28 protein-coding genes, 1 tRNA gene and 1 pseudogene are annotated in these 26,118 nt (G+C 47.6%); 15 read left to right on the forward strand and 15 right to left on the reverse strand.

The genetic code is table 11. The annotated features are described in order from the left end of the window. Positions 1-148: 148 nt before the first annotated feature. Positions 149-236, reverse strand: a tRNA-Ser gene (locus OGX89_RS20860). Between the two features lie 236 nt (positions 237-472). Between OGX89_RS20860 and ghrA the strand changes: the two genes are divergently transcribed. The 4 genes from ghrA to OGX89_RS20880 all read left to right on the forward strand — a co-directional run bounded on the left by ghrA (position 473) and on the right by OGX89_RS20880 (position 3,521). Beyond that, a complete protein-coding gene (gene ghrA, locus OGX89_RS20865) occupies positions 473-1,411 on the forward strand; it encodes a glyoxylate/hydroxypyruvate reductase GhrA (RefSeq protein ID WP_003832080.1) in 939 nt (312 codons plus the stop codon). A 210-nt stretch (positions 1,412-1,621) separates the two neighbouring features. Beyond that, positions 1,622-2,359, forward strand: a complete 738-nt coding sequence (locus tag OGX89_RS20870) for a phosphatase (RefSeq protein WP_003832082.1) — start codon at positions 1,622-1,624, stop codon at positions 2,357-2,359. Positions 2,360-2,382: 23 nt separating this feature from the next. Then, a complete protein-coding gene (locus tag OGX89_RS20875) occupies positions 2,383-2,937 on the forward strand; it encodes a TorD/DmsD family molecular chaperone (RefSeq protein WP_126955964.1) in 555 nt (184 codons plus the stop codon). Between the two features lie 101 nt (positions 2,938-3,038). Beyond that, complete coding sequence (locus tag OGX89_RS20880; protein ID WP_032934412.1) at positions 3,039-3,521, forward strand: DUF1097 domain-containing protein; 483 nt, start codon at positions 3,039-3,041, stop codon at positions 3,519-3,521. 46 nt (positions 3,522-3,567) lie between these two features. On the opposite strand, the gene csgG is transcribed toward OGX89_RS20880, so the two are convergent. Genes csgG through csgD form a run of 4 tightly spaced genes read right to left on the reverse strand, consistent with a single transcriptional unit; the run spans position 3,568 to position 5,919 of the window. After that, positions 3,568-4,401, reverse strand: coding sequence for a curli production assembly/transport protein CsgG (gene csgG, locus OGX89_RS20885; protein WP_003036082.1), 834 nt, complete (start codon positions 4,399-4,401; stop codon positions 3,568-3,570). A 25-nt stretch (positions 4,402-4,426) separates the two neighbouring features. Next, positions 4,427-4,840, reverse strand: a complete 414-nt coding sequence (csgF, locus tag OGX89_RS20890; RefSeq protein ID WP_003832089.1) for a curli production assembly/transport protein CsgF — start codon at positions 4,838-4,840, stop codon at positions 4,427-4,429. 25 nt (positions 4,841-4,865) lie between these two features. Beyond that, entirely contained in the window at positions 4,866-5,264 is a 399-nt protein-coding gene (gene csgE, locus OGX89_RS20895; RefSeq protein WP_003832091.1) for a curli production assembly/transport protein CsgE, read from the reverse strand. Between the two features lie 4 nt (positions 5,265-5,268). Then, a complete protein-coding gene (gene csgD, locus OGX89_RS20900) occupies positions 5,269-5,919 on the reverse strand; it encodes a biofilm master transcriptional regulator CsgD (protein WP_003832092.1) in 651 nt (216 codons plus the stop codon). A gap of 760 nt (positions 5,920-6,679) precedes the next feature. On the opposite strand from csgD, the gene csgB reads away from it, so the two are divergent. The 6 genes from csgB to OGX89_RS20930 all read left to right on the forward strand — a co-directional run bounded on the left by csgB (position 6,680) and on the right by OGX89_RS20930 (position 10,555). Then, complete coding sequence (csgB, locus tag OGX89_RS20905; protein ID WP_003832095.1) at positions 6,680-7,135, forward strand: curli minor subunit CsgB; 456 nt, start codon at positions 6,680-6,682, stop codon at positions 7,133-7,135. A 40-nt stretch (positions 7,136-7,175) separates the two neighbouring features. Continuing rightward, positions 7,176-7,625, forward strand: coding sequence for a curli major subunit CsgA (gene csgA, locus OGX89_RS20910; protein WP_003832097.1), 450 nt, complete (start codon positions 7,176-7,178; stop codon positions 7,623-7,625). A gap of 60 nt (positions 7,626-7,685) precedes the next feature. Beyond that, positions 7,686-8,018, forward strand: a complete 333-nt coding sequence (gene csgC / locus OGX89_RS20915; protein ID WP_020996502.1) for a curli assembly chaperone CsgC — start codon at positions 7,686-7,688, stop codon at positions 8,016-8,018. A gap of 150 nt (positions 8,019-8,168) precedes the next feature. Continuing rightward, positions 8,169-8,489, forward strand: coding sequence for a YmdA family protein (locus OGX89_RS20920; RefSeq protein WP_126955965.1), 321 nt, complete (start codon positions 8,169-8,171; stop codon positions 8,487-8,489). Positions 8,490-8,589: 100 nt separating this feature from the next. Continuing rightward, a complete protein-coding gene (ymdB, locus tag OGX89_RS20925) occupies positions 8,590-9,132 on the forward strand; it encodes an O-acetyl-ADP-ribose deacetylase (protein ID WP_003832103.1) in 543 nt (180 codons plus the stop codon). Then, positions 9,065-10,555 (forward strand): phospholipase D family protein, encoded by a 1,491-nt coding sequence (locus OGX89_RS20930; RefSeq protein WP_008784342.1) that lies wholly within the window; start codon positions 9,065-9,067, stop codon positions 10,553-10,555. Before ymdB ends, OGX89_RS20930 begins: the two co-directional genes overlap by 68 nt. Before the next feature lie 19 nt (positions 10,556-10,574). Here OGX89_RS20930 and mdoC read toward each other — a convergent pair whose 3' ends face one another. Then, on the reverse strand, positions 10,575-11,735 hold the full coding sequence (gene mdoC / locus OGX89_RS20935; RefSeq protein ID WP_126955966.1) for a glucans biosynthesis protein MdoC: 1,161 nt from the start codon (positions 11,733-11,735) through the stop codon (positions 10,575-10,577). 271 nt (positions 11,736-12,006) lie between these two features. Between mdoC and mdoG the strand changes: the two genes are divergently transcribed. From mdoG to OGX89_RS20950, 3 genes are all read left to right on the forward strand, one after another. Continuing rightward, the gene (gene mdoG / locus OGX89_RS20940; protein WP_126956322.1) at positions 12,007-13,542 is read left to right on the forward strand and encodes a glucans biosynthesis protein MdoG; all 1,536 of its coding nucleotides are present in this window, start codon (positions 12,007-12,009) and stop codon (positions 13,540-13,542) included. Further along, the gene (gene mdoH / locus OGX89_RS20945) at positions 13,535-16,063 is read left to right on the forward strand and encodes a glucans biosynthesis glucosyltransferase MdoH (RefSeq protein ID WP_126955967.1); all 2,529 of its coding nucleotides are present in this window, start codon (positions 13,535-13,537) and stop codon (positions 16,061-16,063) included. The genes mdoG and mdoH overlap by 8 nt, the downstream gene beginning before the upstream one ends. A 76-nt stretch (positions 16,064-16,139) precedes the next feature. After that, the gene (locus OGX89_RS20950; RefSeq protein ID WP_003832117.1) at positions 16,140-16,367 is read left to right on the forward strand and encodes a YceK/YidQ family lipoprotein; all 228 of its coding nucleotides are present in this window, start codon (positions 16,140-16,142) and stop codon (positions 16,365-16,367) included. Here the strand turns inward: OGX89_RS20950 and OGX89_RS20955 are convergent, their stop codons facing one another. Continuing rightward, a complete protein-coding gene (locus tag OGX89_RS20955; RefSeq protein WP_126956324.1) occupies positions 16,368-16,745 on the reverse strand; it encodes a MysB family protein in 378 nt (125 codons plus the stop codon). It abuts the gene before it with no gap. A gap of 691 nt (positions 16,746-17,436) precedes the next feature. Here OGX89_RS20955 and OGX89_RS20965 point away from each other — a divergent pair. Beyond that, positions 17,437-18,767, forward strand: a pseudogene (locus tag OGX89_RS20965) (sensor domain-containing diguanylate cyclase). Positions 18,768-18,831: 64 nt separating this feature from the next. Here the strand turns inward: OGX89_RS20965 and mdtG are convergent. Both mdtG and OGX89_RS20975 read right to left on the reverse strand, forming a co-directional pair. Next, the gene (gene mdtG, locus OGX89_RS20970) at positions 18,832-20,052 is read right to left on the reverse strand and encodes a multidrug efflux MFS transporter MdtG (protein WP_032942948.1); all 1,221 of its coding nucleotides are present in this window, start codon (positions 20,050-20,052) and stop codon (positions 18,832-18,834) included. 155 nt (positions 20,053-20,207) lie between these two features. Next, positions 20,208-21,128 carry a Kdo(2)-lipid IV(A) acyltransferase gene (locus OGX89_RS20975; RefSeq protein ID WP_003832126.1) on the reverse strand — a complete coding sequence of 307 codons (921 nt, stop codon included), beginning with the start codon at positions 21,126-21,128 and terminating at the stop codon, positions 20,208-20,210. A gap of 220 nt (positions 21,129-21,348) precedes the next feature. Between OGX89_RS20975 and trhO the strand changes: the two genes are divergently transcribed. Next, on the forward strand, positions 21,349-22,401 hold the full coding sequence (gene trhO, locus OGX89_RS20980) for an oxygen-dependent tRNA uridine(34) hydroxylase TrhO (protein WP_003832128.1): 1,053 nt from the start codon (positions 21,349-21,351) through the stop codon (positions 22,399-22,401). 45 nt (positions 22,402-22,446) lie between these two features. On the opposite strand, the gene OGX89_RS20985 is transcribed toward trhO, so the two are convergent. The 6 genes from OGX89_RS20985 to dinI form a co-directional block, all read right to left on the reverse strand. After that, positions 22,447-23,022: a YceI family protein gene (locus tag OGX89_RS20985; protein WP_003832130.1), complete on the reverse strand. Its 576-nt coding sequence runs from the start codon at positions 23,020-23,022 to the stop codon at positions 22,447-22,449. Position 23,023: 1 nt separating this feature from the next. Beyond that, complete coding sequence (locus tag OGX89_RS20990; RefSeq protein WP_063942096.1) at positions 23,024-23,590, reverse strand: cytochrome b; 567 nt, start codon at positions 23,588-23,590, stop codon at positions 23,024-23,026. Positions 23,591-23,852: 262 nt separating this feature from the next. Then, positions 23,853-23,966 carry a YceO family protein gene (locus tag OGX89_RS20995; protein WP_003036148.1) on the reverse strand — a complete coding sequence of 38 codons (114 nt, stop codon included), beginning with the start codon at positions 23,964-23,966 and terminating at the stop codon, positions 23,853-23,855. A 55-nt stretch (positions 23,967-24,021) separates the two neighbouring features. Continuing rightward, the gene (solA, locus tag OGX89_RS21000; protein WP_126955968.1) at positions 24,022-25,137 is read right to left on the reverse strand and encodes an N-methyl-L-tryptophan oxidase; all 1,116 of its coding nucleotides are present in this window, start codon (positions 25,135-25,137) and stop codon (positions 24,022-24,024) included. A 114-nt stretch (positions 25,138-25,251) separates the two neighbouring features. Further along, entirely contained in the window at positions 25,252-25,506 is a 255-nt protein-coding gene (gene bssS, locus OGX89_RS21005; RefSeq protein WP_003036154.1) for a biofilm formation regulator BssS, read from the reverse strand. Positions 25,507-25,846: 340 nt separating this feature from the next. Then, positions 25,847-26,092, reverse strand: coding sequence for a DNA damage-inducible protein I (gene dinI / locus OGX89_RS21010; RefSeq protein WP_003036157.1), 246 nt, complete (start codon positions 26,090-26,092; stop codon positions 25,847-25,849). Positions 26,093-26,118 lie beyond the last annotated feature (26 nt).

Here is a 26,118-nt window from a genome sequence, read left to right on the forward strand (position 1 = left end):
CCCTGCGGGGCAGCCCGTTCGCTGCGCTCCCGGTCTGTCCAACTGGCTGCGCCAGTAGTCGAACCCCGGTCGGGGCTTCTCATCCCCCCGCAGATGTGCAACATGCGAAAAAAAAGCCCGTACTTTCGTACGAGCTCTTCTTAAAATATGGCGGTGAGGGGGGGATTCGAACCCCCGATACGTTGCCGTATACACACTTTCCAGGCGTGCTCCTTCAGCCACTCGGACACCTCACCATATTGTTGTCCCTGTGCTACCGGAACGGGCGCTAATGTAGGGGAAACACCGCCCCGCCGTCAATCAACTTTTTGAAAAAAATGTGCATTTACACAAACTTCAAGCAACATGGAGCATAAATAAGCGGGAATTGTTTTTTTTGCCAGCATCCTAAAATTTGCTACTCTGATGTTCCCTCGAAAAATGATGATAATAAGTGCGAGAAAGTTCCGCACAACAATGTTCAGGAGACAATATGGATATAATTTTCTATCACCCAACATTCGATACGACCTGGTGGATTAATGCGTTGGCAAAGGCAATACCTGGTGCGAACGTACGCGAGTGGAAAGCGGGTGATAATGCACATGCTGACTATGCGCTGGTCTGGCATCCGCCGGTTGAAATGCTCGCAGGACGAAAATTAAAAGCCGTATTTGCGCTGGGAGCGGGTGTCGATTCTATTCTCAGTAAACTCAATGCTCATCCGGAAATGTTGGATGCGTCGATCCCGCTTTTCCGTCTGGAAGATACGGGTATGGGCCTGCAAATGCAGGAATATGCGGTCAGTCAGGTGCTGCACTGGTTTCGTCGCTTTGATGATTATCAGGCATTGAAAAATCAGGCGAAATGGCAACCGTTGTCAGAATATACTCGCGAGGAATTTACCGTCGGGATCATGGGGGCAGGGGTATTGGGCGCAAAAGTTGCCGAAAGCCTGCAAGCATGGGGATTCCCACTGCGCTGCTGGAGTCGTACGCGTAAATCCTGGTCTGGCGTGGAAAGCTTCGCCGGTACTGAGGAACTGGGCGCATTTTTGAGTCAAACTCGCGTGCTGATCAACCTCCTGCCTAATACGGCAGAAACCGTAGGCATTATTAACGCTGATTTACTTAGCCAATTGCAGGATGGCGCCTACGTGCTGAACCTTGCACGCGGTGTTCATCTCAATGAAGACGATCTTCTGGCATCGCTGGACAGCGGCAAGGTGAAGGGGGCCATGCTGGATGTTTATAGCCGTGAACCGCTGCCAGAAAACAGCCCATTATGGAAACATCCGCGTGTGGCGATGACGCCACATATTGCCGCAGTTACCCGTCCGGCAGAAGCGGTGGACTATATCTCCCGCACGATTATGAACCTGGAGAGCGGGCAAGTCGTAACAGGTCAGGTCAATCGCGTTCGGGGATATTGATGGTAACCCGGCAAGTACCGGGTTTCAGCTAAAATACCCGCCATACTTCAAGCTGCATGTGCGTTGGCTACGGTTGTTCACCTGAATCACTTACATAAGTAAGTGATTCAGGTATCACTCCCTTGCCACCTGCCTACGACTCGAATTTTTAGGGTATTAATGGCGGCGATACCTGCTATCCTTGACGGAAAATGACTACAGGAGAGAGTTATGTATCCCGTTGACCTGCATATGCATACCGTCGCCAGCACCCACGCCTACAGCACCTTAAGTGATTACATCGCGGAAGCTCGTCGCAAAGGCATCAAGCTGTTTGCCATTACCGATCATGGACCGGACATGGCGGATGCGCCTCACCACTGGCACTTTATCAATATGCGTATTTGGCCACGTGTCGTGGATGGCGTGGGGATCCTGCGAGGAATAGAAGCCAATATTAAGAATATTGAAGGTGAAATTGACTGTTCAGGTCCGATGTTTACCTCCCTGGACCTCATTATTGCGGGCTTCCATGAGCCGGTTTTTGCCCCTCACGATAAAGACACCAATACCCAGGCAATGATAGCTACGATGGCCAGCGGTAATGTGCACATCATCAGCCATCCGGGAAATCCAAAGTATCCTGTTGATATTAAAGCAATTGCGAAAGCGGCGGCAAAGTACCAGGTTGCACTGGAAATCAATAACTCTTCGTTTTTGCATTCGCGTAAGGGCAGTGAGGATAATTGTCGTGCGGTTGCTGCGGCTGTACGTGATGCTGGCGGCTGGGTGGCGTTAGGGTCGGATTCACATACCGCTTTCACGCTGGGAGAATTTGGCGAATGCCGTAAAATCCTGGATGATGTTAATTTCCCTGAAGACAGAATTTTAAACGTCACACCTAAACGTCTATTGGCGTTTCTGGAATCGCGAGGCATGGAGCCGATCGCGGAATTTGCTGAACTGTAATTGTTACTAACTGGAATATATCAATGAACGAGTTTTCTATCCTGTGTCGTGTACTGGGCTCGCTATTTTACCGCCAACCGCAGGACCCTTTACTGGTTCCCCTGTTTACCCTGATTAGTGAAGGTAAACTGTCAGTCAACTGGCCGCTGGAACAGGACGAACTGCTCACCCGTTTACAGAAGAGCTGCGATATGCCCCAGCTGGCTGCAGATTACAACGCGCTGTTTGTCGGTGACGAGTGTGCAGTGCCGCCTTATCGTAGTGCCTGGGTAGAAGGGGCGAAAGAATCCGATGTTCGTGCATTTCTTTCAGCCCGGGGCATGCCGCTGGCTGATACACCGGCAGATCACATTGGTACGCTGTTGCTGGCGGCTTCATGGCTTGAGGACCAGTCTGCGGAAGATGAAAGTGAGGCGCTTGAAACCTTGTTTGTAGACTACTTGCTGCCCTGGTGCGGTACGTTCCTTGGAAAAGTTGAAGCGCACGCGAACACGCCTTTCTGGCGTACGATAGCACCGCTGACGCGTGATGCCATTGGTGCGATGTGGGACGAATTGCAGGAAGATACAGACGAATAAATGTGATGTGTATCACTTAATAGTGCAACTCAATTTATAAGCTTGCATAAATTGTGTGCGCGATCTCATTCCCATGCCGTTTTTCTGCTAAGATGCGCGGCATGAACATACTTCTCTCAATTGCAATCACAACGGGCATTCTCTCCGGGATCTGGGGATGGGTGGCCGTTTCTCTTGGTTTACTCAGTTGGGCTGGCTTTCTGGGTTGTACGGCTTATTTCGCCTGCCCGCAAGGTGGGTTAAAAGGACTGTGGATCTCGGCGTGTACGCTGCTAAGCGGTGTGGTGTGGGCGTTGGTGATTATTAACGGTAGCGCGCTTGCTCCGCATATGGACATTATTGGTTATGTCATGACAGGAATTGTCGCGTTTCTGATGTGTATCCAGGCAAAGCAATGGTTGCTTTCATTTGTACCGGGCACGTTCATTGGCGCATGTGCAACATTTGCAGGGCAGGGGGACTGGCGACTGGTTGTTCCGTCATTGGCACTGGGTCTGGTATTCGGCTATGCGATGAAAAACAGTGGTCTGTGGCTGGCATCTCGCCGTGAAAATAGAATATCGTCGACGCTGACCAGTAAATAAAAAAGCGTGAGGGATTTCCTCACGCTTTTTATGCTGTATAGACCCATCAGGATTCTGGCGGTACCGACATATGACGGTATTTAACCAGAATGTCATTATCAACTTGTTTCTTATCCTGCAAATCCCACAATCCGCGATCGATGCCGTCATTAATCAGGAAGATAACGCCCGTTTCAATCGCTGACATCAGACAAAGCATAACCGGTTCGTTAGAGGTGTAACCAATTTCACCTTCCAACAGACGCTGGTAGTCAATAAAGCGGAACACCCCAGCCTGTACTTCATAAGACAGAATGGTTTTACTGGTATTCACTGACGACAGGATCTCACCGGTGCTGACGTTAACTACGCGCAGGTTTACCGCTATCTGGTCGAGCTGGTATTGCGTATCGGCGCCAATACCAAAATAACGTGCACCGACACCACCGGATTTAACGTTGCTTTCATAACCGATAATTGACCCTTCCACCATGACGTTTGCCGCGGTCAGGGACTGTAGCGGGATCCGGTTATTAATCGCAACCGTACCGTTTTCCTGAGCTGCACGAATGATTTTGCGTTCGTTAAGCAAGTTCTGTAACCCCTGACGTTCCAGTGGGACGAACCAACGAGAATCTTTCAATGCGGTGACAAGCATAGCCGTGGCGCTTTGCGGGACGGCGGTTGAGAAGTTACTTGCCGGGTAAGGTTTAAATTGGCCAGTCTCATCCTGAATGTTGTATACCGACACAAAGATCTTACCTGTAGGCATAGGCAGATGCGTCAAGTCTTTATAGCTTTGGGCTCGGGGCATTAATGTCGGCTTAGCGGCTTCTTGAGGCGGGGCTGTTAAACATCCGCTGAGTAAAATTACTGCCACCATGATAAGTAAACGCTGCATGATTATTTCCTTTCGTGGCTATAACTTAGAAGTCGGTCGACTGTGTTTGTAAACCCGACACTTCAATAGTCGAAGTTTTCCCCGATTTCCTGTCGGTGACATTCAATTGCAGTTGTCCGTCCCGGTTGGCGATATCAATGATAAAATCATTGGTCACCATTCTTCCTGGTTTACCGGTATTAATGTTGGTGAGTAGGCCACCGAGAATTTGTGACTGAATCGCCTGAGTAAAGTTATCCAGAGCTGACGGGGTTTCAATACCGTAATCGTCATAGCTTGGATCTTTATATGAGTTCTGGGCCTGGGCGCTGTTCAACAGAAAAGCACCATTATTCGGGTTGCCACCAAAGTTTGGGTTGCGAAACTGGAACGTCATGTTTCCGGCCCAACTTAATGGTGAAATTAGCATGAGCAAAACCACTGCATGTTTAACACGCATGAAAGCCTCCGGACAAAATCATGTTTTAGAATTCATCACGCGCTAAATCGCTAGTGCTTAATAGTGTTTGATCTATTTGCCGGCGATTTAATGCTTCTTCAGTTTCTGCCAATGCGAAGACAACTATTTTGTCGAAGTCTCTTTTCGTTGGGAATAAAAAAGTCTGGAAGATAACGTCTTGATTGACCGTTATGGTGATCCAACTTCCCCAACGCGCACTGGGTCTTTCATTAATGGTTAAGTTTCCTGTGTACTCGCTTTCCCACTTATCACTAAAGGCCCGATAAAAATCATGACCGATTGAAGAGACAGTGTGGTCAGTTAACAGTCCGGGAACCTCCACCTCTACGGTTGTCGCTGCGTGCAGACTCCCGGCAGCAAAGAATAAATTTGCTGCCACAATCCAGGTCAAATAGCGTTTCATGGCTTTATCGCCTGAGGTTATCATTGGCCCATGAGACCGCCTGCGTACGATTTTTGACAGCTATCTTTTTGAAAAGATTATAAAGATGTGTTTTTACCGTATTTTCACTGATAAACAGTGAGCGAGCGATTTCAATATTTGAGGCGCCGATACGCAATTTATTAAGGATCTCTTTTTCACGGTGCGTCAGCAGTGCCGACTCCGTGCTGTTATAACGATAATTTCCAGAATGCGTGATCAGATAACTGGCAAGTTTTTGCGTGAAGTAACATTCACCGCGCAAGATACCCTGCAAGCCGCTTACAACACGCTGCTCGTCTTCAGTTGCGTAAAAAACACCATTGATATGCGGCCAGTTTTCGATATCCCGATAAGGGTAATCATCAGGAGTATTCAACAATAACGTCTTTATATTGTTGTTTTTTCTACTCAAATTATCTTGCCAGTAATGGATCAGTTTTTTATCTGCCTCCATCATATCCAGTAAAACAATGCAGCTGGAGGATATATCATCCAGAGAACGTTGAATATTATGTAGTTTTCCGGTGAGTGCCAGTGATTGTTTTAAATGCTGTAATAATGCAGTTGCCTGCAAAGAAGGTTTTGTGATCAACAATAATGTATGACCATGAATACTATGGACTTCATTAAACATGATGAAACTCCACTTTTTAGTCGCACACCTGACAGCTGTCTCTACTAAAATAGAGGCACCAGAAGTACTGACAGATGTTGCACTGCTGTGTAGATATAAAATATCGACCCAAAGGGGTGAAAATATTAAAACAAATGGACTTCAACTGATTTCAATCTAGCTATTACAAATCTTAAAGCAAGTGTTAAACATGTAACAACTTGTAAAATTATATATTAAAATGTGATTTTATGGTTTTATTAGAGTTTAGATTTGATAGGAAAGTTGTACATTTTACCTTTGCTGCATAGATTTAAAAAATCATACAAATTATAGTAACACATTGATTTTAAGTCATTTAATTAATGATTGTCGAGTTTTAAATTTCTAATAAATTCTAAAATCCTTGTCTCAATTTACGTTGGTCAATTTTAGATGGAAAAAAATGACCTTTGTCACGACTTGTACCGATGTCTATCTCGACGTTGTACTGAGAGGCCCTGATATCGTGCAAAATGCACTTTCTCAGTGACTGCATAGAAATTCATTACTGATAGCAAAATAAAAATAAAATCCAGACCTGAAGCGATGTTATTCACTGTTAATTAGTACTTTGGTGTGAATCCGGATATAAAAATACCACTCGCGGGTGAGTTATTTAAAATGTTTCCACGGACATACTCTTCATCGTAACGTGGCGTTAACAAATGTAAGTCATGTTAACAACAATTTGAGTGGTAATTAATTTAACTTCATGTACGACCAGGTCCAGGGTGACAACATGAAAAACAAGTTGTTATTTATGATGTTTACAATACTGGGTGTGCCTGGGATTGCATCCGCAACCAGTTATGATTTAGCTAATTCAGAATATAACTTTGCGGTAAATGAATTAAGTAAGTCTTCATTTAATCAGGCAGCCATTATTGGTCAGGTTGGTACTGCTAATAGTGCAAATACTCGCCAGGAGGGCACTAAGTTATTGTCGGTCATTTCGCAAGAAGGTTCAGGTAACCGGGCGAAAACAGAACAGACGGGATCAAATAACTTTGCATATATTGATCAAACGGGTAGCTCTAATGATGCGAGTATTAAACAAAGCTCTTACGGTAATACGGCGATGATTATCCAGAAAGGCTCTGGTAATAAAGCCAATATTACCCAGTACGGTACACAAAAAACAGCAGTTGTGGTGCAGAGACAGTCGCAAATGGCAATTCGCGTTACTCAACGCTAATCCATAAACGACGTTTAAATCAATCCGATGGGGGTTTACCATGAAACTTTTAAAAGTGGCAGCATTCGCAGCAATCGTAGTTTCTGGCAGTGCTCTGGCAGGTGTTGTTCCGCAATGGGGCGGTAATCATCATGGTGGCGGTAGCAACTATGGCCCAGACTCTTCAATGAGTATTTACCAATTTGGCTCTAGTAACGTTGCGAATGCGCTGCAAAGTGATGCACGTAAATCAGACGTGACTATCACACAACACGGACATGGTAACGGTGCGACCGTCGGCCAAGGTGCTGATGATAGTACCATTAGCCTGAAACAGACCGGCTTCCAGAACAGTGCTACTATCGATCAGTGGAATGCAAAAAATGCTGATATCAGCGTAACTCAGTTCGGTGGTCGTAACGGTGCTGTGGTTAATCAGACAGCGTCTGACTCCAATGTGCTGATTCAGCAGGTTGGTTATGGCAACAATGCTACAGCTAACCAGCACTAATTCAGTTTTCTGACTGATAATAAACAGGGCGAAAGCCCTGTTTTTTTTCGGGAGAATATTATGCACACGCTATTACTCATTGCCGCGTTGGCAAATCAAATAACATTCAATACAACTCAGCAAGGTGACATGTACACCATTATTCCTCAGGTGACATTAGCTCAACCGTGCGTATGTGAAGTGCAAGTTCTTGCCGTACGTAAAGGAAAGGGCGGACAAAGTCAGTCACAGCAGAAAACAAGCCTTTCGGTCCCTGCTAATCGGCCAATTGAATTAACAAAAATGAGCTTTAATATTTCACCGGAGGATTCGGTTAAAATTATCGTTACCGTTTCTGACGGGCAGTCTCTGCATCTGTCGCAACAATGGCCTGACTCAAACAGTCACCCATAATTTTTTGCCGGATTTGCATTAAGGGTGTGGCTGGGAGTGCGGTGCTGTTCTATGAATATAGAAACGAACAAACGTTTTATTTGATCGTAACTCGCAGCGGTGAAGGATCATTGTGATCCCTCAAGGATGATTAATCATTGAGGAACCCTTATGTGTACATTCTTAAAGCGTATTTTAAATACCGGTTTGTGGGCTTTTTCTCTTTTAACCCTCCCCGCAATGGCGACGCAAATCTTACCCGGCGGGGTTATTCATTTTCGTGGTGCAATAGTTGAAGCACCTTGCGACGTTAACACTCGACAACAACTGATTGAATTGTCATGTATGCGTGATGGCACGATGAGTAATAGTCTCTACGACCTGCAACAGGTCACGACAGCGCCTCAAAGTGTGCAACAAATTGCCACGGTGAAAATGCATTACCTCAATGAACAGAAAAGCATGGCTATTCTGAATATTGAATATAAATGAATCATTCTGGCGTAGGTATGCACGCTTATGGCTAAAAAGTGAGATTTCAAGGAAAACCCTGCTGTACACTTAACGGAGAGTGTTTTGTCAGGGGGAACTTATGCAATCGCGTGTTCATGTGTTACAGGGCGACATTACGACGATCGCGGTAGATGTGATCGTCAATGCGGCCAACTCCTCGTTACTGGGAGGAGGTGGAGTCGATGGCGCGATTCATCGTGCTGCCGGGCCTGCGTTGTTGGAGGCCTGCAAACAGGTTATACAACAACAGGGAGAATGCCCGACCGGGCATGCCGTTATCACGTTGGCTGGAGCGCTTCCGGCAAAAGCAGTTATTCACACCGTAGGACCTGTCTGGCAAGGCGGTGATCACCACGAGGCTGAACGACTTGAAGAGGCCTATCTAAATACATTGCAACTGGCCTTAGCCAATGGTTATCAATCCATTGCTTTTCCAGCTATAAGCACCGGAGCTTATGGTTACCCACGTGCTGCAGCGGCAGAGATCGCGGTGAAAACGGTGTTGAAATTTATCACCCGACGTACGCTTCCCGATCAAATATACTTCGTGTGCTTTGATGAAGAAAACGCTCGACTATACAAGAGATTACTTACCCAACAAGGCGATGAACGCACGGACTGATATGACGCGACTTGAGCGTGCCATCACGCCGCTATGCGTAAACCACCCGGGAGAATGCGGCATTCTGACGTTGGATGACAGCCTGGATGCGTTTGCTGCTCGCTATCGGTTGACGGAAATGGCGGAACGTACCCTGGATGTTCAGTATTACATCTGGGAAAGCGACATGTCCGGGCTATTGTTATTTTCCGTTTTGCTGGCCGCAGCGAAGCGGGGCGTCCGGGTGCGTTTGTTGCTGGATGATAACAACACGCCAGGTCTGGATGACACGCTGCGTTTGCTGGACAATCACCCTAATATTGAAGTCCGCCTGTTTAATCCCTTTTCCTTTCGCATCCTGCGTGCCCTGGGCTATTTAACCGATTTTGCCCGGTTGAATCGACGTATGCACAACAAAAGTTATACCGCTGACGGCGTCGTAACTCTTGTGGGGGGGCGAAATATAGGCGATGCCTATTTTGGCGCAGGCGAACAACCACTATTTTCCGATCTGGACGTTATGGCTATTGGACCGGTTGTCCAGGATGTTGCAGACGACTTTGACCGTTACTGGCACTGCCGCTCGGTTTCAACATTGCAAAACGTACTTGAGGTGGCTGAACCAGCTTCTACGCAAAAAATCGAACTTCCTGAATCCTGGTATAACGATGACATCACGCGTCGCTATCTACATAAGCTGGAAACCAGCCAGTTTATGACCCGTCTCGATCAGAGGTCGCTGCCGCTAATTTGGGCGAAAACGCGCTTGTTGAGTGATGATCCTGCAAAAGGAGAGGGGAAAGCGCCGCGCCACTCACTATTACCGCAGCGTTTGTTTGACGTGATGGGATCTCCCACCGAGCGTATTGATATTATTTCCGCCTACTTTGTACCAACTCGCGCCGGTGTGGCGCAGCTCCTGAGACTGGTGAGAAAAGGCGTTAAGATCGCAATTTTAACTAATTCTCTGGCGGCGAATGATGTCGCGGTTGTTCACGCAGGCTATGCGCGTTGGCGAAAAAAACTCCTGCGCTACGGCGTGGAGTTATACGAGCTCAAACCAACCCGCGATCGCGTTTCAGCAGTACACGACCGGGGATTAACCGGTAATTCAGGCTCCAGCCTGCATGCGAAAACCTTCAGTATTGACGGTCGTAAAGTGTTTATCGGTTCGCTTAATTTTGATCCCCGTTCAACGCTGCTCAATACGGAAATGGGGTTTGTGATTGAGAGTGAAGTACTGGCCGAGTTGATTCATAAACGTTTTATGCAAAGCCAGCGTGACATGGCCTGGCAACTACGTCTTGACCGTTGGGGCAGAATCAACTGGGTTGATCGGCTTTCTGGCAGCGAACAGGTACTGAAAAAAGAACCCGCTACAGGATTCTGGAAGCGGGTTCTGGTGAGGCTTGCATCCGTGTTGCCCATTGAATGGCTGCTCTGAACCATTCAATGCAAGAAAACTAACCGGCTACCGCCTTGTTTTTATCCTGCTTAATGGGCGGTTTACCCGAAAAGAGAAACTTCAGCACCGGGATCCGTAAATGGATTTCGTACAGTATGACCGCAATTCCAACCACAAAAAGCAGACCGCAGAGAAAACCCAGCAGATTCGACTTGATATGCGGTGTGATATACGCGCCAAAAAACAGCGTTAATGGGTGGTGCACCAAATAGATGAACAGCGACGCGTTGACAAAATAGGTCACGCGAGCCGACTGGAAATTCAGTAAACGGTGGCCAAGCGAAAAGATGACATTCACCATCCATAGCCCCATGACCATGGTAATGACATATTCGGTTTCATACATCCAGGCATCGCCGTTGCCGTAACGTTGATTGAGCAGGTATGCGACAAATGCGAATGCGGCGCCTAGCGTGCAGCCGCGCGATGGCGTGGTAAACAGTGCTTTCAGATTAGGATTGATAAACGCCAGCGCGCCGAGCATAAAGAAAGGCACATAGAACAGCGTTTGCATAACGATAAAATTAAACATGCCGTCGCTGAGAATCGAAGGGTAGAGGATGAAAATCGTTCTTCTGACGACGGCATAGCCGACACCCAACAATATAAAAATCAACGTTAATTTGGTCATCGACACCCCCGATGCAGGGGTACCGTCTCCACGCGATAGTCTGTTTTTCATTTGGGTAAACACCCACATACTCAGGGTCGTTAACACCACCAGAACCAGTAAAAACCACAGATGGGAAATCAGCTCCCAGGCCAGCGCATTGTATTTGTCGTAGCCGCTGAGGGTATGCCAGCTGTCTGCTTTCCCTTTCACGTATTGCAGCATGATAAATTGCGGCAGCGTAAGCAGCGGAATCGCGGTCAGCATAGGGATCCCCACGCGTTCTACACGCACCTTCCACCAGCGCTTTAACGGATAGCGCAAAAAAAGCATGTAGGAAAAATAACCTGAAATGACAAAGAAGACCTGCATGCGAAATGCATGGATAAAGTCGTTAAAAAGGGTTAACCACCACGAAGGTTCTGCGCTGTTCACGTGCCAGGTGTGGGTGGAGTAGATCAATGAAATATGGAATGGGATCCCTAACAACATTAGCCAGGCACGGATGGAGTCAAGAAAATATTCACGTGGTGGTGATACAGAGCTCATAGACAGTTACGTATTCTCAGACTTTTCGTCTTATCCCTAAGACGAATAATGGTTACATTCGAGGGCAACCCTACACGAAGTCCAACAACCTGTCTCCAGGATAAGCACGCAAAGTGAAAACAGGCAGATGAACCTGCTTAAACCATGAGCCAGCGCGCGAACAATACAGGGATTCAGTTGTCGGAGTACCCGATTATCCATTAAAATGGATCGGATCAATATAAGCACACAAAGGGGGAAGTGCTTACTAATTATGAAACATAAACTACAAATGATGAAAATGCGTTGGTTGGGTGCAGCAGTCATGTTAACGCTGTACACATCATCGAGCTGGGCGTTCAGTATTGATGATGTTGCAAAACAAGCTCAATCCTTAGCCGGGAAAGGCTATGAGGCGCCAAAAAGTAACTTGCCCTCCGTTTTCCGCGACATGAAATATGCGGATTATCAACAGATCCAGTTCAATCGCGATAAAGCGTACTGGAGCAATCTCAAGACCCCATTTAAGCTCGAGTTCTACCACCAGGGTATGTACTTCGACACGCCGGTCAAAATCAACGAAGTTACCGCCACGGCGGTGAAAAGAATCAAATACAGCCCGGATTATTTTAATTTTGGCGATGTTCAGCATGATAAAGACACGGTAAAAGATCTCGGCTTCGCCGGGTTCAAAGTGCTGTATCCGATCAACAGCAAAGATAAAAACGATGAAATCGTCAGCATGCTCGGTGCCAGCTATTTTCGCGTTCTGGGCGCAGGTCAGGTCTACGGCCTGTCAGCGCGTGGCCTCGCGATTGATACCGCTCTGCCTTCTGGTGAAGAATTTCCCCGCTTCCGTGAGTTTTGGATCGAGCGTCCGAAACCGACTGATAAACGTTTAACCATTTATGCTTTGTTGGATTCTCCGCGTGCAACCGGAGCGTATCGTTTTGTCATTATTCCAGGCCGTGACACTGTCGTTGATGTTCAGTCCAAAGTTTACCTACGCGACAAAGTGGGCAAACTGGGCGTGGCACCATTAACCAGTATGTTCCTGTTTGGACCGAACCAGCCGTCTCCGGCGACAAACTATCGTCCGGAACTGCATGATTCTAACGGTTTGTCTATCCATGCCGGCAACGGGGAGTGGATTTGGCGTCCGCTGAATAACCCGAAACATCTCGCGGTGAGCAGCTTCGCTATGGAAAACCCGCAAGGATTCGGACTGTTGCAGCGTGGCCGTCAGTTCTCGCGTTTTGAAGATATCGACGATCGTTACGATCTGCGCCCAAGCGCCTGGATCACGCCAAAAGGTGACTGGGGTAAAGGTAAGATTGAGTTAGTTGAAATCCCAACTAACGATGAAACGAACGATAACATCGTTGCGTACTGGACGCCGGATCAACTGCCTGAAGCGGGCAAAGAGATGAACTTCAAGTACACTCTGACGTTCACGCGTGATGAAGACAAGCTTCATGCGCCGGAAAGCGCCTGGGTACAGCAGACTCGTCGTTCTACCGGTGATGTAAAACAGTCCAACCTGATTCGTCAGCCTGACGGTACCATCGCGTTTGTGGTGGACTTTACCGGCACAGATATGAAAAAGCTGCCGCAGGATACCCCGGTTACCGCACAAACCAGTATTGGCGACAACGGCGAAATCGTTGAAAGCACTGTGCGCTATAACCCGATATCTAAAGGTTGGCGTTTGATGCTGCGCGTGAAAGTGAAAGACGTGAAGAAAACCACTGAAATGCGTGCTGCCTTGGTCAATGCCGATCAGACGCTGAGTGAAACCTGGAGCTACCAGTTACCTGCCAATGAATAAGACAACTGAGTATATTGACGCAATGCCGCTTTCGGATATCGAGAAAGCGGCACTGCCGAAAACTGACATCCGCGCCGTTCATCAGGCGCTGGATGCCGAGCATCGTACTTACTCGCGCGAAGATGATTCACCGCAGGGGTCTGTGAAAGCTCGCCTTGAGCAAGCATGGCCGGATTCTTTGGCTAAAGAGCAGTTGGTTAAGGACGATGAGGGCCGCGATCAGCTGCAGGCGATGCCAAAAGCAACGCGTACCTCTATGTTCCCCGATCCCTGGCGTACCAACCCGGTTGGCCGTTTTTGGGATCGCTTGCGTGGGCGCGATGTGACGCCTCGTTATCTTTCGCGTTTGACGAAAGAAGAACAAGAAAGCGAGCAAAAATGGCGTACTGTAGGCACCATCCGCCGCTATACGCTGTTGATTCTAACGCTGGCGCAAACGGTCGTAGCAACCTGGTATATGAAGACGATCCTCCCGTATCAGGGTTGGGCATTCATTAATCCGATAGACATGATGGGGCAGGATTTATGGGTCTCCTTTATGCAATTGCTGCCCTACATGCTCCAGACCGGCATTCTTATTTTGTTTGCTGTGCTTTTCTGTTGGGTGTCTGCGGGATTCTGGACCGCGCTGATGGGCTTCCTGCAACTGCTGATTGGGCGAGATAAGTACAGTATCTCGGCCTCAACGGTTGGGGATGAACCGCTGAATCCTGGACACCGTACTGCGCTGATTATGCCTATCTGTAACGAAGACGTTGACCGCGTATTTGCGGGACTGCGCGCTACGTGGGAATCGGTCAAAGCAACGGGCAACGCCGAACATTTCGATGTTTATATCCTGAGTGACAGCTACAACCCTGATATCTGCGTAGCAGAACAAAAAGCGTGGATGGAGCTGATTGCTGAGGTGCAGGGCGAAGGGCAGATTTTCTACCGCCGTCGTCGTCGTCGCGTGAAGCGTAAAAGCGGCAACATTGATGACTTCTGTCGTCGCTGGGGAAATCAGTACAGTTACATGGTGGTGCTGGACGCTGACTCAGTGATGAGCGGTGACTGTCTGAGCGGCCTGGTGCGTCTGATGGAAGCGAATCCGAATGCCGGGATTATCCAGTCTTCACCGAAGGCTTCCGGTATGGATACGCTGTATGCGCGCTGCCAGCAGTTTGCGACCCGTGTTTATGGACCGCTGTTTACCGCCGGGCTTCACTTCTGGCAGTTAGGGGAGTCACACTACTGGGGTCACAACGCCATTATCCGTGTGAAGCCGTTTATCGAGCACTGTGCGCTCGCGCCGTTACCGGGCGAAGGCTCGTTTGCGGGATCAATCCTCTCCCATGACTTCGTGGAAGCGGCATTGATGCGTCGTGCTGGCTGGGGTGTGTGGATTGCTTACGATCTGCCGGGCTCTTATGAAGAACTGCCGCCGAACCTGCTGGATGAACTCAAGCGTGACCGCCGCTGGTGCCACGGCAACCTGATGAACTTCCGTTTGTTCCTTGTGAAAGGGATGCACCCGGTTCACCGTGCGGTATTCCTGACCGGTGTAATGTCCTATCTGTCTGCGCCGCTTTGGTTTATGTTCCTCGCGCTCTCTACCGCATTGCAGGTGGTGCATGCGTTGACGGAGCCGCAGTACTTCCTGCAACCGCGCCAGCTGTTCCCGGTTTGGCCGCAGTGGCGTCCTGAACTGGCGATCGCGCTGTTTGCTTCAACGATGGTGCTGCTGTTCCTGCCGAAGCTGCTGAGTATTTTGCTCATCTGGTGTAAAGGGACGAAAGAGTACGGCGGGTTTATCCGCGTCACGCTGTCGCTACTGTTGGAAGTTCTGTTCTCCGTGCTGCTGGCGCCGGTGCGTATGCTGTTCCACACCGTCTTCGTCGTGAGTGCCTTCCTCGGTTGGGAAGTTGTCTGGAATTCGCCGCAGCGTGATGACGATTCGACCCCGTGGGGTGAAGCGTTTATGCGTCACGGTTCCCAGTTACTGTTGGGGCTGGTGTGGGCTGTGGGTATGGCCTGGCTCGATCTGCGTTTCCTGTTCTGGCTGGCACCGATAGTCTTCTCGCTGATCCTGTCGCCGTTTGTTTCTGTGATTTCCAGCCGTTCCACGGTGGGGTTACGTACCAAGCGCTGGAAGCTGTTCCTGATCCCAGAAGAGTATTCTCCGCCGCAGGTGCTGGTGGATACCGATACCTATCTGGTGATGAACCGTAAACGCACGCTGGACGATGGCTTTATGCATGCGGTGTTTAATCCGTCGTTTAACGCACTGGCCACGGCCATGGCGACTGCACGCCACCGCGCCAGCAACGTGCTGGAGATTGCACGCGATCGTCATGTGGAACAGGCACTGAACGAAACGCCGGAGAAACTGAATCGCGATCGCCGCCTGGTGTTGTTGAGCGATCCGGTGACCATGGCGCGTTTACATTACCGTGTCTGGAATTCACCTGATAAGTATTCTTCGTGGGTGAACTACTATCAGGGACTGACACTGAACCCGCTGGCGCTCAGGAAAAAATAAGCGTTCTGTAACGTGAAAATACCGGCCTGGTGCCGGTATTTTTTTATATTGAATAGAATGAGTCGTGAGGTAGCCGGTGCGAATTTTGGCTGTAGGAATAATGATCTTCTTCCTGAGCGGATGCGGCAGCATTATTAGTCGTACCATCCCAGGGCAAGGACACGGAAACCAATACTATCCTGGCGTGCAATGGGATGTTAGGGACTCCGCATGGCGCTACGTCACTATCCTCGATCTGCCATTTTCGCTGGTGTTTGATACGTTGCTGCTGCCGCTCGACATACATCATGGACCTTACGAGTAATTATCGCTCATCCCATTCATCGGCTGCGGTCTGCCCCTCTTCAGTATCAAGGGGAGGTTCCAGCTGGAATTCACCTTCATCCCATTCGTGAAGCGTATTTTCTTCCTGCCACTCCTGGCGGATTTCAATTTCATCATAGTCGCCATCAAAAACGCTCTGGGCCGCTTCTCCGCTCAGGATTGGAAGACATTCACCATCTACATCATCCTCGTCAGCAAAGAATTCCGCCTGCCACATAATGTCGCCATCCTGTAGCACGTATTTTTGGACGCTTAGCTGTTGAACGCTGACGTCGTCTGACTCAAGGTCAGGGTTATCAGCCAGAAACACTTCACGAGCTGCATCAATAGCCTCTTCCAACGTGGCATAAAAATTCATGTCATTCTTTGCCATATTTCTTCTCCTAAAGCGAACAATAAAGGGGATGATTCAATCTATAGACGGCGATCCGCAGAGCGTCAAACCCGTTAGCTGCATGGCTCTCTCAATCAGATGATTACTGCCTGCAATGCCTACGAGACCAAGTGAAAGTAACTCCGGTTGTTTATGAAAAAATTTACATTGGCAGATACTGAAGCCGACGTAATATCAGGAAAAAAATTCAAGAAAAAAGAGTAATGTATGTGGTTTGCAATGTAGTAATGAAAATCGAAAATTTAAAAAATGACGTTATATAAGGAAATCTTCAGGGTTAAACGTTCTTTTTTATGTGTTTTAGCGGGGGGATCCGATCGCTTATGACGCAATATTTCATAACTTAATAAAAATAAAGAAGAAAATTAATGCCCAATACGGAAGTGTCGCAGGGGCAATCAATGAAAGTGGCTAAACTTAGTGGTGTCTCTGGTAGTGACAAAGTATCTTTTGTGTATGGGGGGTGTGAATGGTGTGAGTGATACTTAAATAGTATACATAATAAAATATTATTAATGACAAAGGTTATAAATCTATAAGAAACCATTAAATAAGAAATGAATTAGTGTCATTGAATCTGTGCAGATATAATAGTTTGCAAAATCTTATGCTTTATTATATAAAATGCAAAATTAAGAAAGCCCTGAAGGTTGTTATGGATAACGGCAATTCAAATAATAGAAGGTTAATGGCTTTCTATATAATCTGTTTGGCTAGCTATGTTCTTGGTGGAGTGTGTCTTACACAATTTAAATTAACGATACAAAGTGTCCCGCAAACAGTATATCTGATTATAATTGTAGGGTTGTTCTTTTTATATGGGATAATCTTCCTGTTTATGTTATTCCAGTATCTTTGTAGAAAAGATCTCACCTGCCTTATGATATTAGGTATGGCGTTTCTTGGGAATAACATATTTTTCATCGAGACTATCTACATCGTTCAGGACTTGATTAATGATTATGCCTCAATCGAAAAAAGAATAACGATATAGCCATATTCTATTACTTTCGGCAGATTAGTTTCATAGCTCTACTATTTGTTTCATTAAAATCTTATAAAGTATCCTCGACAGTTATTGAAACCAAAGAAAGAGAACCTTGCTATATCGTTCTGTCTTTTTTAATCATGCTTGTTATTGCGGTGGTGGCGCACGCTCTGGCCAGTTATAACCCTAATTTTACACTCGAGATCACAAGCGTGAAGCCTGATAATGTCACTGTGCACTGGCATATTGGGTACATTTATTCGCTAATTGTATCCTGGGGACTGGTCCTGTTGTATTTAATCATTAAAACCAGAACGCATAACATCTTGTGGAAAAGTATAGGGCTATTGTGTTGCTCAGCAATATTGACCAATGTACTACTTCTGAGCCTGGATGAATATAGCATGTATATTTGGTATGTTAGTCGGGGGATTGAGGTGATAAGTGCCCTGTGTATAATCTCAATACTGATGTACAACACCTTCATCATTTTAAAAAAAGAAACGGATTCAGCTATTAAAGACGCAATGACTAAAATATATAACCGTAAACTATTCTATAAGTCATTAAAATCATCATTAGCAAAAGGCGCAGTGTGTGTAATGGTTCTGGATATTGATAAATTCAAACGGATTAACGATACCTACGGTCATCAGGAAGGTGACAGAGTAATAATCAGCATTGTCGATATTATCAATAAATCAATCAGAGATACGGATATTTTTGCCAGAGTAGGCGGCGAAGAATTTGCGATCCTTCTTAAGTGTAACGATAAAGATGAGGCAATTGTTGTTGCAGAGCGAATTAGGCGAAATGTAGAGAACGGTACGACAATACCAAATTCATATGAGTTAAAAGAAAAAATGACGATAAGTATCGGTGTATATTGCAGCAAAATTGATGATGAATCAGCGGATAAAGTTGTTTCATACGCCGATGCCGCTTTGTATGAAGCCAAAAATTCTGGCAGAAATAAGGTGTGTTACTATTATCATTAAGGTTGAAATATACGCCGCGTAAGATAAATTTATTATTCCGAACCGGCGAATACAAATACACAAATCATCCCACGACCTCTGTACTCCGACGACGGCGCAGGCTATTCCACGAGTACAGGGCGTTAAATAGTACGACGCCCGCGGTCACACAGAAAACGGCTCGAAAACCGTAGTTTGCGGATATCGCTGCCCCCATTAGAGGTCCTGTTACGTTACCGATATCGCGAAATGATTGGTTATAACTGAAAATACGTCCAGCTATTTGATTGGTCGAGTTGTAAACCAGCAGCGTTTGTACCGCCGGGAGCAGAGCGCCGTCGGCCGCACCCAATAAAAAGCGCAGAACACCAAGCTGCCAGGGCGTATGGACAAATGACATTGGAATAAGCAGTAACACAGAAACGATCAACGCGACGATCAGGATCTTCTCCGGGCCAATTCGATCGCCTAATTTGCCAAGTTTCGGGGCGCTGATTAATGCCGCAACGCCGGGGACAGAGGCTATCATCCCACTGATAAACGCAATATTGCTGACGTTGCCAGCCAACTCTCGAACGTACAGTGTCAGTATTGGCGCGATAGAACCGGTGGCTACCTGAATGATCAAAGTGGTGATAAACAGGCTCAGCACCAGTTTGGGGTTCTTTAAAGAGGCCACGACTTCACGAATGTGCAGCATCTCCTTCTTGCTCACCGGCTGGAAACGCTCGCGGATAAAAAATAGCGTCAGGATGAAGCAGACCAGCAGCACGCTGGCGGTGATGAAAAATACAGGGCGTAGTCCGTACTGATCCGCGAGGAGGCCGCCAGCTAGCGGCCCGAGCAGTGCGCCACTAACGCCACCGGTTGAAAGCGTTCCCAGAGCCCAGCCGCTTTTATTGCGTGGAACCTGGGTGGCGATCAGTGCATTCGCATTGGGGATGAATCCACCAAGCAGCCCTAACAAGGCGCGCAGGATTAAGAACTGCCAGATATTTTGCGCCAGTCCCATCAGCAGCATCACAATTGCCATGCCCAACGCGGAACGCAGCAGCATGATTTTTCGTCCTTTTCGATCGGCAAGGCCACCCCAGAAAGGAGAGGCAATGGCTGAAAAGAGAAAAGTGATGCTGAAGACCAGGCCCGACCACATATTCAGGGCGCTATGACCCGTGACGCCGAGACTCTCGACGTAAAGAGGCAAAAAGGGCATGACCAGGCTAAATGCTGCTCCGGTTAAAAAACAACCTAACCAGGCAACGGTGAGGTTGCGTTTCCAGTTTATGGGGGCATCTGAGGGTGACATAGCGATCCGCAGTGTGATGCGCTGTTTGCGCTATCGATTGAATATAAGTAAGCAGGCTAATTATGCGCCTGGTTGATAGTTGCTGCAATGCGGATAGCAGTTAAACCTAAAACGGGTTGGGAGGGTGTTGCAGCCCACTGGACTGCAACACTGCGTCAGTACAGAGAAGGGGAGCCTTCAGGACGCGTCTTGAAGCGACGATGCAGCCACATATACTGCTCTGGCGCCATCATTATGCATTGCTCAACAATTTTGTTCATCCACGCAGCTGTAGTCTCTGCGTCTTCCAACGGTGGCGAGCATTCTGGAGGTAACATAATCAATTGATACCCTTTACCGTCAGGTTTGCGGCGGGGAACAAACGGTACCAGGCAGGCATTGGACATGCGCGAAAGCATCCAGGTTCCTGAGGTTGTTGCGGCTTGTTCAACGGCAAAAAGTGGTACAAACACGCTGGCGCGAGGGCCGTAATCATGATCCGGCGCGTACCAGACCACTTCGCCCTTTTTCAAGGCTTTAATCATCCCTTTCAGGTCTTTACGATCGAGCATTGATTTATTCGAGCGCATGCGGCCCCAGGTTTGTAGCCAGTCCAGCAGCGGATTGTCGTTAGGGCGATACACACCAATACCCGGCTCCTGCAAGCCAAACTGGCGCGCACCGAGTTCCAGAGTCAGAAAGTGCAGACCCACTAACAGAATCCCGCGTTTTTGCGCCTGGACGTCACGGATATGTTCCATTCCGATCACTTCCGTCCAGCGCGAAATACGCTTATCGGACCAAAACCAGGCCATCCCGGTTTCCATTACGCCCATGCCTACGGATTCGAAGTTCTTGACGACCATCTGCTGGCGTTCCTGCTCACTCATCTGCGGGAAGCACAGTTCCAGATTTCGGGAAACAATTTTTGCCCGACGTTTCATCAAACGTAGCGCCAGTCGACCTAACGCACAGCCCAACTTAAAGAGGATGGGGTAGGGTAACTGCACGATTAACCAAAGGATGCCAATACCCAGCCAGGTTAACCAATAACGTGGATGCAGTAACGCAGCCGAAAACTTGGGTAAATTCGTCATGTCTATCCTGTCTTCAAACGACCAATTCCCTGTATTGTCGCATTTTTTCGCGCGTATCAAAAATTTGTGACGGGAGAACGGTGATTAATTCCGCAATTGTTGTTGCGATTTTATCGTGAAGTATGAAATGTAGCGTAAAATGTATGGATGTAAATTGGCGATGTTTGCTTTATTATGCCGCCGATTTTCATTTATTCCTTATTTGCAGGATACGTACACCATGCCAGTGTTACACAACCGCATTTCGAACGACGCCCTCAAAGCCAAAATGCTGGCCGAGACCGAGCCGCGCACGACGATCTCATTCTATAAATATTTCACCATTGCCAATCCTCAGCACACGCGTGATGCGCTGTACCAGATGTTCACCGCATTGAACGTCTTCGGGCGAGTATATCTTGCCCATGAAGGAATTAACGCGCAAATCAGCGTACCGCAAAGCAACGTCGAGGCATTTCGCCAGCAGCTCTATGCGTTTGATGCTGCATTGAAGGATTTACGTCTGAATATTGCGCTGGATGATGACGGTAAATCGTTCTGGGTACTGCGTATGAAAGTCCGCGAACGTATCGTGGCGGATGGTATTGACGATCCAGACTTTGACGCCAGCAACGTGGGGGATTATCTCAAGGCTGCGGAAGTAAACGCCATGCTGGACGATCCTGAAGCGGTATTCATTGATATGCGCAACCACTATGAATATGAGGTGGGTCATTTCGAGAATGCGCTGGAGATACCGGCAGACACGTTCCGTGACCAGTTGCCGAAAGCTGTTGAAATGATGCAGGCGCATAAAGATAAAAAAATCGTGATGTACTGCACGGGTGGGATCCGCTGTGAGAAAGCCAGCGCCTGGATGAAACACAATGGATTTAGCAAAGTCTGGCACATTGAGGGCGGTATTATTGAGTATGCCCGCAAGGCGCGTGAACAGGGGCTTCCGGTACGTTTTGTCGGTAAAAACTTTGTCTTTGATGAGCGTATGGGCGAAAGGATCTCTGAAGATGTTATCGCACATTGCCATCAGTGCGGCACGGCGTGCGATAGCCATACTAATTGCAAAAATGATGGCTGCCATCTGTTGTTTATTCAGTGCCCGGCTTGTGCGCAGAAATATAAAGGCTGCTGTAGCGAGCTGTGTAGCGAAGAGAGTGAGTTGCCGGAAGAGGAACAACGGCGTCGCCGTGCGGGGCGTGAAAATGGCAACAAAATCTTTAATAAATCACGCGGTCACCTGAATACCAAACTGGGTATTCCAGACCCTGCGCAATAACATGATGCCGGATGAGGGGCAGAACCTCATCCGGTAATTCATGCGTTACTTCTGCTGAACACCTTCCACTGAGATGATCAAATCGACTTCCTGCGATGCAGGGCCGAGATCGGTGGTGATGTTGAAATCCTTCAGCTTAATCTTACCTTGCGCTTCAAAACCAGCGCGCGTACCGCCCCAGGGATCGCCACCCTGACCGATGAGCTTCGCGTCCAGCGTAACCGGTTTGGTAACGCCGTTCAGGGTTAAATTACCGGTGATATCCAGGTCATTCCCCTCTTTTTTCACGCTGGTGGAGCTGAAGGTCGCCTGCGGGAATTTTGCCACGTTAAGGAAATCTGCACTGCGCAGATGCTTGTCGCGTTCGGCGTGATTAGTGTCAACGCTGTTGGTGTTGATGGTTACGTTAACCTTATCGGCTGCGGGATTTTTCTCATCAAAGGTAAACGTACCGTCGAAATCTTTGAAAGTGCCGTACAGCCAGCTGTAACCCAGATGCTGAATACGGAAATTAACAAAGGCATGCTGTCCTTCCTTGTCAATTTTGTAATCTGCCGCCACGGCCGACCCGGTGGTGAATAACAGAGAAGCGAGTGTAAGTCCCAGCAGGTTTTTTTTCATTTTAAGCTCCATAGTCAGATGACGATTTTCCCAACATGCGATTGAGGGTATCGTCGTTATCAATAAAGTGATGTTTCAGGGCCATCAGTCCGTGTAGTAGGGATAAAATCACCACGATCCACGCAAGCCACAGGTGTAAGCTACCGGCTAGGTCGGCCTGGGTACCCGCATTGGCCAGGGTGGCAGGAATGTCAAACCAGCCAAAGACGCTTATCGCTTTGCCATCTGCGGTGGAAATCAGATATCCGCTGATGACAATCGAAAAGAGCAGCAAATAAAGTGCGAGGTGACCCAGTGCCGCTGCGATACGGGTCAAACGGGAGTAGCTTGCCAACGCAGCAGGTGCAGGGGAGAACAACCGCCAGACAACGCGGATAACCAGTCCCATCATGAGTAGGATGCCGATGCTTTTATGCAGTTCGGGGGCCTGGTGATACCAGCCATCATAGTAGCTAAGCGTGACCATCCATAACCCCAACGCAAACATGCCATATACAGCAATCGCAACCAGCCAATGTAATGTGGCTGACACTACGCCATAGCGCTGTGGAGTATTATTGAATTGCATAAGCACACCGATTGATATTTCAGAAGTGAATGAAAATGGCGCGTAAAAGACATTAATGCAACTAATAAATAACAATGGTGATGATATTTATTTTTTGTTCAATAAAGTTGACTGATTGTTGAGGTAACCATCAAGGGATTAGTGCGAAAATATGTGGCGGGGTTTAGTTTATGGGGTGTTATGGTTTTTGTTATTGTTCAGTTTATTGCAATGAAAATTAAGCTAATCTCAATTTTTGTCAATTATTGTCAACGCACAGGAATTAGAAAAACATAATATATATTACATCCATAATGGCCAGCAGCGACCATAAAATAATGTAGAGCATAAGGTGCTCGCGAATATTATTAACCAGATAGTGAAAGATACGACGCATTGACGTTATTCCTGTCATTAAAAATGGCCTCACCAACGAGGCCATTCATTTATTATCACTTAAAACGGCTTAACCTGAAGGGGGTCAGGTCAAAGTCAGACGGTTTGTCCTGAGCGAAGTCTGCCGCAATCTCTCCCAGTACAGAAGCAAACTTAAAGCCATGTCCGCTCAGCCCGGTAATGATCAGCGTATTGTCATGTTCCGGCAGAGTATCAATTATAAAGTCCTCATCCGGTGAATTATCGTAAGTGCAGGATGCGCCGTGCAGGCAACAGCCAACGCCAGGCAGAATTGTGCGCAGGAATGGGAAGGCTTCAGAACCGTCGCTGGCTACAGCGGCAAATGGCTTACGCTCTTCTGCAGAGTGAATTACCTGTCCGCCATTGTGCTTACCAATTTTCAGCTCGTCGTTTTCAGTCGGGAAACCGTAGTATTGATCGCCATTTGGCAGTTCGCCGGTGAAGGCCGGGAAGTTATTCTTAACGCTGTAGCGCCCATCGGCCTGATACCAGGCGAACACTTTGCGCACAGGTTGTATCGGTAGTTCAGGGACTAAAGCCTGCACCCAGGTACCGGCGCTGATCACTGCTTTCTTCGCGTGGTAGTCACCGTCAGCCGTTTCTACCGTGATGCCATCATCACCGTGATGAATTGCGCTGACCGGGCATTTAAACAGTTGCGCACAGCCTGCTTCTTCCGCCAGACGGATCCAGGTTTTAATTGCTAACTCACTGCGTAAAAAACCGGACTCCGCTTCAAACAGACCGATATAGTTGTCAGGTACGCGAATTTCCGGCCAGCGAGCCATGATGGCCGCTGCATCTAATTGTTCAACGTTAAGTTGCCACTGTTTTGCGCTTTGCGCTGCAGTTGCTAAGAAGGTTGACTCTGCCGGACCGAGGTTGATAACTCCGGAGCGAACAAAAATCGGTTCTTCATTATGGGTGGACAGTTCATCCCACAATATTTGTGCACGTAGCACCAGCGGAACGTATTTTTCGCCTTCGCCATAAGCATGACGAATTAATCGAGTATCACCGTGGTGGCTGCCCTGTTGATGTGGTGGCATATGCGCATCGATCATCAGAACCTTCAGACCGGCACGAGTGGCATAGTATCCAGCTGCGGCGCCTACCGAACCGCTGCCAATAATGATTAAGTCGTATTTCATCCGCTTCTCTCTGCAATCGCGATAGTAGAAGGGTAAATAACTGACCTGGAATATTCAACCTGGAAATAAGAAAGGCACCGCTAAGGTGCCTTTTGATGGTTGGATGTATCAGGTTTAATGTCGCTGATACTCATTTACCTGGTAATCGCCAGATTCAATTTTGGCGATTCCTGCTTCTAATATCGAAATAAATTGCCTGGCAACATCAGTGGTTAACCAGAGCGTTTGACCAACTTCAGTCCCATCCGGGTCAGGGCGGTTCGGGGTTTGGTAGTGCAAACGCAGCATCAGCGCATCGTAGCTATCAACGGTGCTGATGTCCCACCCTACAAGCGGATGAGTCTGAATGACTTCATTATTCTTTTCCATCATGCCCCCTAATTCGTGTTACTAGACAACGGTTTTCGAGGTTCAATGCGTTTTTTTCTGAAGCAACTTCAGTATATCAATAAATAAGGGTATTCATTGAAAATTTAAAGAGGGAAGGGCATAAATTTTTTGTTTTCAGCGTTATCTGACTAAGAAAACGACATGTTATTCATTTTTTTTTAGTATGTTGCACAATTATTTTGTTGTTTTGGTTAAAAGATAATCGGTGGGTTAATATTAAATTAAATGCTCGTCAGAAGAAATGCGCGATTGATTACAAGATTGCGTGTATAAAAAAGCCGGGGCGACCCGGCAAACAAACATCACTGCATATCATTATTTATTCGTTGATGAACCAGTCATCCGCGCTTTCCCAGGTTTCCTGTAGGATCTCGCTGATGCGTTCTTTGTCCTCTTTGGTCGCGCCAATAACCGACAGATTGTTTGCGCCGGCATAACGGACGGTAACGTTACCTTCGTTATCCGGAAAATGGTGCTGAATACGGCGGGAGAGTTCACCTGCCAGTGCGTCAATTGCACCGGCAGGTAAAGGTGAAGTTTTGGCAATAGTGACTTCAATACGCATAGTAGCCCCCTGTGGAATATACTGTT

It is taken from the genome of Citrobacter sp. Cpo103 (assembly GCF_030332605.1).
GTDB classification, from domain to species: domain Bacteria; phylum Pseudomonadota; class Gammaproteobacteria; order Enterobacterales; family Enterobacteriaceae; genus Citrobacter; species Citrobacter portucalensis.